This is a genomic window from Baekduia sp., from assembly GCF_035318805.1.
Lineage (GTDB): Bacteria > Actinomycetota > Thermoleophilia > Solirubrobacterales > Solirubrobacteraceae > Baekduia.
Genome location: NZ_DATHDY010000049.1, coordinates 1 through 9,778, shown reverse-complemented (window position 1 = coordinate 9,778; position 9,778 = coordinate 1). Strand labels below are relative to the sequence as shown.

10 protein-coding genes are annotated in these 9,778 nt (G+C 70.5%); 6 read left to right on the top strand and 4 right to left on the bottom strand.

The window, feature by feature from the left end:
- The coding region (locus VK501_RS11605) for a PAS domain S-box protein (protein ID WP_324337576.1) at positions 1–1,086 on the bottom strand (1,086 nt) is incomplete at its 3' end.
- A 454-nt stretch (positions 1,087–1,540) separates the two neighbouring features.
- Here VK501_RS11605 and VK501_RS11600 point away from each other — a divergent pair.
- The 3 genes from VK501_RS11600 to VK501_RS11590 all read left to right on the top strand — a co-directional run bounded on the left by VK501_RS11600 (position 1,541) and on the right by VK501_RS11590 (position 4,030).
- A complete protein-coding gene (locus VK501_RS11600) occupies positions 1,541–1,807 on the top strand; it encodes a DUF1905 domain-containing protein (RefSeq protein ID WP_349261002.1) in 267 nt (88 codons plus the stop codon).
- A 56-nt stretch (positions 1,808–1,863) separates the two neighbouring features.
- Positions 1,864–2,484 carry a hypothetical protein gene (locus VK501_RS11595; protein WP_324337574.1) on the top strand — a complete coding sequence of 207 codons (621 nt, stop codon included), beginning with the start codon at positions 1,864–1,866 and terminating at the stop codon, positions 2,482–2,484.
- Between the two features lie 145 nt (positions 2,485–2,629).
- Positions 2,630–4,030: a DUF4118 domain-containing protein gene (locus VK501_RS11590; protein WP_324337573.1), complete on the top strand. Its 1,401-nt coding sequence runs from the start codon at positions 2,630–2,632 to the stop codon at positions 4,028–4,030.
- Positions 4,031–4,296: 266 nt separating this feature from the next.
- Here the strand turns inward: VK501_RS11590 and VK501_RS11585 are convergent, their stop codons facing one another.
- Positions 4,297–4,467 carry a hypothetical protein gene (locus tag VK501_RS11585; protein WP_324337572.1) on the bottom strand — a complete coding sequence of 57 codons (171 nt, stop codon included), beginning with the start codon at positions 4,465–4,467 and terminating at the stop codon, positions 4,297–4,299.
- Between VK501_RS11585 and VK501_RS11580 the strand changes: the two genes are divergently transcribed.
- A complete protein-coding gene (locus VK501_RS11580) occupies positions 4,456–4,845 on the top strand; it encodes a hypothetical protein (RefSeq protein ID WP_324337571.1) in 390 nt (129 codons plus the stop codon). The two genes, VK501_RS11585 and VK501_RS11580, sit on opposite strands and share 12 nt — an antisense overlap.
- A gap of 97 nt (positions 4,846–4,942) precedes the next feature.
- On the opposite strand, the gene VK501_RS28920 is transcribed toward VK501_RS11580, so the two are convergent.
- Positions 4,943–5,197: a hypothetical protein gene (locus VK501_RS28920; RefSeq protein WP_414641172.1), complete on the bottom strand. Its 255-nt coding sequence runs from the start codon at positions 5,195–5,197 to the stop codon at positions 4,943–4,945.
- A gap of 194 nt (positions 5,198–5,391) precedes the next feature.
- Here VK501_RS28920 and VK501_RS11570 point away from each other — a divergent pair, with 194 nt between their 5' ends.
- Complete coding sequence (locus VK501_RS11570) at positions 5,392–5,652, top strand: hypothetical protein (RefSeq protein ID WP_324337569.1); 261 nt, start codon at positions 5,392–5,394, stop codon at positions 5,650–5,652.
- Positions 5,653–5,724: 72 nt separating this feature from the next.
- Here VK501_RS11570 and VK501_RS11565 read toward each other — a convergent pair whose 3' ends face one another.
- Positions 5,725–7,944 carry an MMPL family transporter gene (locus VK501_RS11565; protein WP_324337568.1) on the bottom strand — a complete coding sequence of 740 codons (2,220 nt, stop codon included), beginning with the start codon at positions 7,942–7,944 and terminating at the stop codon, positions 5,725–5,727.
- Positions 7,945–8,179: 235 nt separating this feature from the next.
- Between VK501_RS11565 and VK501_RS11560 the strand changes: the two genes are divergently transcribed.
- Positions 8,180–9,778 (top strand): MMPL family transporter (locus VK501_RS11560; protein WP_324337567.1); only part of this gene is annotated, 1,599 nt, incomplete at its 3' end.

Here is a 9,778-nt window from a genome sequence, read left to right as displayed (position 1 = left end):
CAGCGCCCTGGCCTGCTCGTGGTCGGCACGCTGAGCCAGCTTGAGCGTGATGATCGTGTGGACGAGCCGCTGCTGCGCGCCGTCGTGCAGGTCGCGGGTCACGCGCCGGCGCTCCTCGTCGGTCGCCGCCACGATCCGCGCCCGCGAGGCCGCCACCTCCGTCTGCGCTTCGGCGTTGGCGATCGCCGTCGCGACGAGCTCCGCGAAGGACGCGAGACGCGCCTCGGCGTCGGCCGACAGCGGCTCCGTCGAGGCCAGGGCGATCACACCCCAGAGGCGGCCCTGGACGACGATCGGCGCCGCGACCGTTGAGCTGAGGCCCTGCTCGCGAATGGCAACCCCGACCCGCCCGGAAACATTGTGATAGCTGTCGATCCGGCCCGAACGACCGGTCTCGAAGACCACCGCGCTGATGTTCTTTCCCCCGAGCGGCCACCGACTGCCGACGGGGAAGCCGTCAGCCAAACCCTCCGAGATCGCGACGGTCGTCATCGTGGTGCCGGACTCGTAGCGAGCCATGGCCGCGTGCTGGCCGGGAAACACGCGCTCGGCCTCCTCGACGACCGCCGCGAAGAGCTCCTCCGGCGACGTCCCGTGCGCCACCAGCGTCGCGACCCGTCGCAGCGCGGCCTGCTCCTCGGCGAGCCGGGCGAGCTCATCGCGGCTCGCCTCGACCATCCGGTGCGCCTCGCGCAGCTCGGCGTCGGCGCGCCGCCGGTCGGTCACGTCTCTGCCGATGCCGAAGATGACGCCTCGCTCGGGCATGGTCCGCGTGTTCCACTGAAGCCAGCGCACCGAGCCGTCGCGACAGATGACGCGGTTCTCGAAGCCGACCACGTCATTGTCGCCGCCGCCGAACTCGCGGAACTGGTCGCGCACCGACGGACGGTCTTCCGGGTGGACGAACTCCAAAAACGGCCGGGAAAGCAGCTCGCGCAGCGGGTAGCCGAGCGTGCGCGCGTACGCCGGGTTCACCCGCTTGACGTAGCCGTCAAACCCGACGATGACCATCAGGTCGAGCGCGAGATCGAAGAACTCCTCCAGCTCGCTCTGGGACTGCGGCACTGAGGGCGGCTCGCTGCCCACGTCGATGCACGCTCCTTGCTCTCGGGCTCGACATCGCGAGGCCGCGGCCCGCCGGCCAGGCTCGCCGCCAGTATGACTCGCGCAACCCCTGCGGGGAACGCGACGGCCAAGCCGAGGACCACCGCCACCGGGCGCTATCTCGGCTGGACAACGGAGAGTCGACGCGGGCTCGCCGACGCAACCTCAACAGCGGCTGGTGGCCGCTGGTGCGGGCCGATCAGCGCAGCGCGGCGAGCAGCCGGACCAGGGGTAGCCACACTGCTGCTTGGGGGCAGACGCGATAGCCGCGCCTGAGGCGCCCTCACTGTCGCAATGGACGAATACGAGGAGCGCGTCCGTGCTTCTCCGCATCGAAGCAGCAGTCCTCGTCGCGCGGCTCGCTAGCGCTGGCAGGCGAAAGGGACGGCGGCCGGCCTGGCGATGGCCTCGGTCGCGTGCGAGAGTCTGAGGAGCCATGTTGAGAGAGTTCGACGCCCAACTTCAGAAGGGCGACAACCCCGGTGCGTGGACGTGCGTGGTGATGGACGATGCGGCCGAGCTCTTCGGCACGCGAGGACTTGTGAAGATCCGCGGCGCGATCGACGGCGAGCCGTTCGCCGGCGCGCTGATGGCCCAGGGCGATGGCACGCACAGGCTGCCCGTCAAGGCCACGCTCCGAAACACGATCGGCAAGGAGGCGGGCGACACCGTCCACGTTCGCATCGACGAGCGGATCGGGTAGTGGCCGCGGCACCCGTTCGCAGGCGCGCTGCCGCGACGGGGTAGGAGGAGACTGACGTGACGGGCGTGAGTGCCTCGGTTGACCTGTACTGGCTGCCGCTCGGGGCGGGCGGGCACTTCGTGCGCCTCAACGGTCGGCTCTACGAGGCGGCCGCGGCACTGCGCGCCCGACGCCTGCCCTCCGCGCTCTACCACTCGGCGCTGGAGGTCGATCTCGGCGGTAAGCGCTACGTCATCGAGATGTCCCCCGTGTGGAATGAACACGCCCCCGGGCGTGGCGTCGTCGCCGAGGGTGCGGTCGGCAGTCGCCTCGCCGGGCGGCTGCGGCTCTTCCGCTACGAGGTGCGCTGCTGGCGCGATGGACGAATCCCGGACGTGACCGAGGCGGTCGACAGCCCGCGCCGGCTTGCGTCGGACGCCGAGCGCGCACGCTGCGTGCTCGATCTGGTGCGCGACGTCCCGACGCCGGTCTGGGGGCGCGACGAGCTGCACACCGGCGACATGTGGAACTCCAACTCGGTCGTCTCCTGGCTCATCGTCCGCTGCGGACTGGACGGCGAGCGCATCCTCCCTCCGCCGGGCGGCCGCGCGCCGGGGTGGGACGCCGGGCTCGTGATCGCCCGGCGTGCTCAGAACGAGAGCGCTCCTGCGCCCGACGATCACGTCGGGCGCGCGTGACGGTCGCGTGCCACATGATCGTCGCGTGCCGCGCCTGGACAGGACGATCGCCGTCGCGATCGGGCTGCTGTACTTACGGATCACGGCCAGCGATCATCATGGTCGTATGAGACGGCCGATCCGCCGACGGTTGAGCGGATGGTTCGTGAGCGTCGCTCTGGTCGCGGCGGTGAGCGGCGTGCTCGAGCTGCTGGAGGGGGACCCTGCGGCGTCGACCGTCGCGGCGCTCTATCTCTTCGCGGTGCTGCCGGTCGCCATCGTGTGGGGCACGGCGTTCGGCGTGCTGGTGTCGGTGGCCAGCACGGCCGCGTACGACTTCTTATTCGTACCTCCGCATTCGCTCGACGCCGCCGACCCGCGGAACTGGCTGCGACTGTCAGCGTTCGCGGCGGCGGCGGTGGTGGTGAGCCAGTTGGCGGGGCGTTGGCGGGAGTCAGCGCGGCTCGCGGCGGAGCAGGCCGCGGTGCGGCGCGTCGCGACGCTGGTGGCGCACGGGACGTCGCCGGAGGAGCTGTTCACGGCGGTCGTCCTGGAGGTCGGGCGGGTGTTTCCCGCCGAGGACGCGACCCTGTGCCGCTACGAGCCCGACGCCACGATGACGATCGTCGCGATCTCGAAGGGATTGGCTGACGGCTTCCCCGTCGGCAGTCGGTGGCCGCTCGGGGGCAAGAACGTCAGCACGGTGGTCTTCGAGACCGGCCGTTCGGCCCGGATCGACAACTATGGCAATTTTTCCGGGCGGCTCGGGGTCGCCATCCGCGAGCGGGGCTTTGTCTCGTCGGTCGGGGCGCCGATCGTCGTCGAGGGCCGCGTCTGGGGTGTGATGACCCTGCCCTCGACCGAGCACCCGCTGCCGGCCGACACCGAGATGCGTCTCGCGTCCTTCGCGGAGCTCGTCGCGGCGGCGATCGCCAACGCCGAAGCGCAGACGGAGCTGGCGGCGTCGCGGGCGCGGATCGTGGCGGCGACCGACGACGAGCGCCGGCGCGTGACCCGCGACCTGCACGACGGCGCGCAGCAGCGGCTCGTCCACACGGTCGTCACGCTCAAGCTGGCACAGCAGGCCTTGCAGAACGGGGAGCAGGACGCCCCCGCCCTGGTGAGCGAGGCGCTCGACAACGCCCAGCACGCGACGGCCGAGTTGCGCGAGCTCGCGCACGGCATCCTGCCCGGGGCACTCACCCGGGGCGGACTTGGCGCGGGCGTCGACGCGCTGGCGTCGCGGATGCCGTTGCCGGTCGACATCGACGTGTCCGTGGGCCGGCTGCCCGCCGCGGTCGAGGCGACCGCCTACTTCGTGGTCGCCGAGGCGCTGACCAACGTCGCCAAACACGCGTGCGCCGGACACGCCGAGGTGACGGCGCGGATCGAGCACGGCACGCTGGCCGTCCAGGTACGCGACGACGGCGTCGGAGGCGCTCGGCGTGACGGAACTGGCCTCGTAGGGCTCGCTGACCGGCTCGCCGCCCTCGACGGCCAGCTCCGCGTAGAGAGCCCGGCCGACGGCGGCACGCTGATTGCGGCCGCCATCCCCCTCCCTCGCTAACCAGCTCTGGTTCCCGAAGGTGCGGATGGACGCGACAAGCGGTCGTCTCCGCCAACGGCGAATACACGCTCGCTCCAGACGAACAGCGGCAGCGCTGCGATCAGCGACCAAGTCGTTGCCGCGCTGCTGCTTCGAGGCAAGAGCGGAAGCAGGCGCGACGGGCGAGAAACCAAGCTCCTTGGCGGCATCGAAGCCGGACAGCCACTCGCCACGCGTACCGAAACCCTAGCCCCCACGCGATAGTTACGGCAGACCCTCGTCGTTGGCTAGGTGGTCTGCCCGTAGGTGATGGCCACTGCTTCGCGGACGACCGCGACGGGATGGTCGTCCAGCGCCTGCAGCGGACTGACGCCCCCGGGCAACAGCGGGTTGCGGGGCTCCATGAACTGCTGCACGCCCTGCTGCGTCAGCGTCCGGGCGAGCACGTGGCGCGCCATGGCTTCTGCGCCGATCTCGCTTGGCAACGAGTAGCCCTCCGCGAGACGTTGAAGTTCCTCGGTCTCGGCGCTGTGGTGAGCGTCGTGACGCCGGGCTGCGGGATCATGATCCACAACTGCAACGCGACCGGGCGCTTGCAGGCCCGGACCATCTCCGGCATAGCCCGCAAGGCAGATCGTCGGCGGTCACCGCTCGCTCTCCTCGGTCGCGTCGTTGTTGAGGTCTTCGAGGACGGTCAGCTGCAATCGTGCGCGTCCGTGCCCGCCGTGGTAGTCGTCCAAGCCCATGGCGTCGCAGATCCAGATGTCGATGTCGGTGCCGTGGTGGCCGAGGTCGTCGAGCGTGATGTCGCGAAAGGCCGCCGATGCCCTTCGTAGGTGGCCTGGGCCTGGCCGATTGACCCCGGCTGCGTAGCGACTCGACGCGTGCAGCGGCGGCGTTCGCAGACCCCTCGTGCTTCCTGTTGCCGTGCGTCTACCGCGTTCTTATGGGGCCGACGTGGGTGATGCGCAGCGGCTCGGCGTCATCGCGGTGGGGTGGGTGCTGCGTGTCGGCGGCGAACAGGCCGCAGACGTCGAGCGTCGTGCACGAGCAGTCGGTGGCGGTCAGCAGCCAGGCGTGCATCGCCTGCGCCTGGGCGATGAGCGCGTCGACGTCGGGCAGCTTGCGCGCGGCGAGCTCGCGCAGCGACTCGAACGCCGGGGAGCCGGCGTCGCTGCGCTCAAGCAGCAGGCGCGCCTCGTCGAGCGTGAAGCCCGCGCGCTTGGCGACTTCGAGCTCTTCGACGCGGCGGACGGTGTCGGAACGATCGCCGTCACCGAGGAGCCCGACACCGTGCTGCTCACCATCGACGCGCCCGAGGGCGCCGAGGTGGTCCTGGCCGAGCTCGTCGACGCATTTCGCGGCCAGCCGCAGGCGGCCTGATGAGCACCAAGGAGGAGACCCGCGGGCGTTCCGGTGCCGCCCTGATCGGGGGCGGGGTGCTGATGGTCCTGTGCTGCGCGGTCGGCCCGGCCGTCATCGGCGCCGTAGCCGGCAGCGCCGTCGGCGGCTGGCTGGGCATCGCGTGCGCCGTGATCGCCGCGGCGGCGATCGGCCTGCTCCTACACCGTCGCACGCGACACGACGTTCTCAGGTTGTCCGGGCGGCCGGCCCGGCCGACCAGGGACAACAACATGAGATAGCCCTCGAACGACCCCGACCGGCGAAACCAAGAACGTGAGTCCCAGAGCCAAAGATCCTGGCTCACACAGCGGTCAAGGAAATACCTGAGAGCAACCGGGGCGCGCGCGGTTTTCGGAGCGGGTCGTTCTCGGGCGTGTTCCCAGGCTTTCGTGCGCTATGCGCTCTCGGCCGCGACCTGCGGCGCGGGCTCTCGGGGGAGACGCAGAACGATCCTCGTCCAGTTGGGCATCCACCAGTTGGCGTCGCCGAGCAGTCGCATCAGCGCCGGCACGAGCAGGGCGCGGATGACCGTGGCGTCGAAGATGATGCCTGCGGCGATGCCGATCGCGAGGGGCTTGATCTCGTAGCCGGGGCTCGTGGAGAGCACCAGGAACGCGAACATGAGGATCAGGGCGCCGCTGGTCACGAGCTTGCCCCGTCCGTGCGAGCCCGAGCTCGATCGCCTTGTCGGTTGAGCCGGTCTCGTCGTATGCCTCGCGCATGCGCGAGAGCATGAAGACCTCGTAGTCCATCGAGAGGCCATAGAGGAAGGCGAAGATCATCACGGGGATGTAGGCCGTGATGGACTGGGTCGCCTCGATGTTCCACAGCGAGGAGCCGTGGCCTTGCTGGAACACGAAGACGACGATCCCGAAGGCCGCGGCGAGCGAGAGGACGTTGAGCACCACCGCCTTGATCGCGAGCACGACCGATCGGAACGCCCGGGTGAGCAGGATCAGCGTCAGGAGCAGGACGAGCGCGAGCACGTACGGCGCACTGCCGAAGAGGGCATGCACGAAGTCGCGGTCGACGGCGGCGATGCCGGTCAGCGTGCCGTCGGTCCCCTGCAGGGCGCCGTTGGTGCGATCGATGATCGCCTGGATGCCGGGCGCGGACCCGTCGATCGCCGGGAACGCCTCCACCAGTGAGTTGTCCCCACGGCGCCACGTGGGCGGCGCGCTCGCGCCGACGACCCCGGGGACGGTGCGCAGCTTCGCCGCGACCTGCTCGGCGTCGCCGCCGTGCTCGACGAGGACGTTGAGCGGCTTCATCACGCCGGGGCTGATCTGCGCGTCGGCGAGCATCTGCCGGCCGGCGATCGCGGTGCCGGTGCCGGGGAAGTTGCTCAGCTGCGCCTCGCTGGGGTTCAGCTGCGTGGCCAGGCCCGCGAGCACGGCGACCATCACCAGCCCGATCGCCGCGACCGCGACCGGCCGCCGGAGTACGAAGCGCGCCCAGCGGCCCCATGCGCCGTCTTCGGGATGGCCGTGGTCGACCAGGCGCTTGGGCATCAGCCGGACGCTGTTGATGCGCTCGCCGAGAACGGCCAGCAGCGCCGGCAGCAGGGTGATCGCCGCGAGCACGGAGACGGCGGGGATCAGCATGCCGCCGATGCCCACCGAGCGGAGCAGCGGCAGCGGCAGCGCGACCATCGACAGCAGCCCCAGCGCGACCGTGGAGCCCGACACGATCACCGAGCGGCCGGCGTGGGTCATCGTCTCGGTGAGCGCGACCTCGACGTCGGCGCCTTCGCGCAGCTCGTCGCGGAAGCGGAAGATCATCAGCAGCGCGTAGTCGATCGCCACGCCGAGGCCGACGAGGGCGATCAGGAACTGGACGATGATCGAGACGTCCGTGATGTAGGTCAGCGCCCAGACGAGCGTGAACGTGTTGAGGATCGCGGCGATGGCGACGGCGAGCGGCACCATCACCGCCGGCAGCGTGCCGAACACGAACAGCAGGATCACGAGCGCGCCGACCCCGCCGATCACCGCCTCCAGCAGCACGCTCGAACCGCCGCCTGAGCCATGCATGCTCGCTTCCCCCAGCGCGTCGCGACCCGTGACGTTGACGGTGATCCCGCCCGCCAGGCCGCTCGCGGCCGCCGCACGCATCTCCTTCGCGCCGCTCAGGACGTCGAGCCGCGCGGCACCCGGCGGATACACCTCTGCGAAGGTCGTGTGCCGGTCGCGCGAGACGTACATCAGGTTGCCCGTGGAGAAGTACGAGCTGGTGCGCGCGCCGGGCATCGTGGCGGCGGCCCGCCGCATCGCCTGCCTGATCGGATCGCTCTTGGTCGCGTCACCGCTCGTGTGGAAGGCGACGACGCTCGGTGGGCGTGCGCCGACGCCGAGCCCGTTCAGCGTCCGCTGACTTGCCTCGTACGCCGGCTTGCCGGGGATCGAAAGGCTCTGATACCAACGCGTCGACACCTGCCCTGCGGCGAAGACGCCGAAGAGGGTGAGCACAAGCCAGGCGCCGATCACCGCCCGGCGGTGTCGGACGATCACGTGCGCGAGGCGTGTCAGCACGACAAGCCCCGCTCCGGCGATGAAAGAGACATGGACACACCGGCACCTGGCTGGTAGGAGGCGCGGACCGCTGAGGGTCGACGTGCCAAAGGCCGGCCAGAAGGGGGAGCCGCAAGGGCCACCCCGCCGCATTCTGAGGCGAGGCTCGAGCCGAGCGTACACCCGCGACGCCGCGAGGGGTCACGACCGCCGGGGTGAGTCAGGACGGCGTCTGCGGCTGCTTGGGCAGGAGACGGTGGCCATCGACGACGGCAACGACGTCTCGGCCGACGGCCACGCAGCGCTGGTGAACTTCCAGATCGCCGGCGACTCGAACGAGGCGCGAGACCGGGTCGACGCCAGCCTCGCGGCCGTCGCGGCCGCTCAGGCTCGCCACCCGGCGCTGGACATCGAGCAGTTCGGCGGCGCCAGCGCCAACAAGGCCGTCAACAAGGTGATCGGCGAGGACCTCGCGAAGGCGGGGGAGCTGTCTCTGCCGGTCACGCTGATCATCCTCACCCTCACCTTCGGCACGCTGGTGGCGGCCGGCCTGCCGCTGCTCATCGGGATCACCTCGGTGCTGGCGGCCCTCGGCCTCGTCGCGCTGCCCAGCGGGGTGCTGCCCGTCGACGCGAACCTCGCGGCGGTCGTCCTGATGATCGGCCTGGCCGTCGGGGTCGACTACTCGCTCTTCTACCTGCGGCGTGAACGGGAGGAACGCGCCGCCGGCCGCAGCGAGCAGGCCGCGCTGGTGGCCGCCGCCGCGACCTCGGGTCGCGCGGTGCTGATCTCCGGCGTGACGGTCATCGTCGCGATGGCCGGCATGTTCATCAGCGGCGACAAGTCGTTCATCTCGTTCGCCGAGGGCGCCATCCTCGTCGTCGCGATCGCCATGTTCGCCTCGCTGACGGTGTTGCCGGCCATGCTGTCCTGGCTCGGCGACCGGGTCGACAAGGGCCGCGTCCCGCTGATCGGCCGCCTGCGTCACCCCGCGGGCCGCTCCCGCTTCTGGGAGGCGCTGACCGGTCGCGTCATGGCCCGCCCCGGCCTCTCGATCGTCCTGGCCGGCGGGCTCCTCATCCTGCTGGCGATCCCCGCGCTGCAGTTGAGGGTCGTCACCAGCGGCATCGACCAGATGCCGCAGAACCTGCCGATCATCAAGACCTACGACAAGGTCAGGGCCGTGTTCCCGACCCAGGGCGTCACGGCGACGGTGGTGGTCCAGGCCGACGACGTCCGCTCCGGCGCCACCGCCGCGGGCATCGCGGCGCTGCGGACGCAAGTCAACCACTCCAAGGCGTTCCTGCCCGGAACCGAGGTCACCTACAGCGCCGACGGCACGGTCGCCCAGATCGACGTCCCGACCCCCGGCAACGGCACCGATCCCGCATCGGTGCGGGGCCTCGACGAGCTGCGCGGCACGATCATCCCGGCCACGGTCGGCCGGGCCGAAGGCGCCACTGTGAACGTCAGCGGCGATGCCGCCAGCTCGAAGGACTTCGCCAGCCAGCTCACGAGCCGGCTGCCGCTGATCTTCACCTTCGTGTTCGGGCTGGCCTTCCTGCTGATGCTGGTCACGTTCCGCTCGATCGTGATCCCGATCAAGGCGATCATCCTGAACCTGTTCTCGATCGGGGCCGCCTACGGGATCCTGGTGCTGGTGTTCCAGGACGGCCGCCTGGAGTCGCTGCTGGGCTACGACTCGATCGGCGGGGTGACGAACTGGCTGCCGCTGTTCCTCTTCGTCGTCCTGTTCGGGTTGTCGATGGACTACCACGTGTTCATCCTCTCCCGCGTCCGGGAGCTGCACGACCGCGGCATGCCGACCGACGAGGCCGTCAAGCAGGGCATCTCG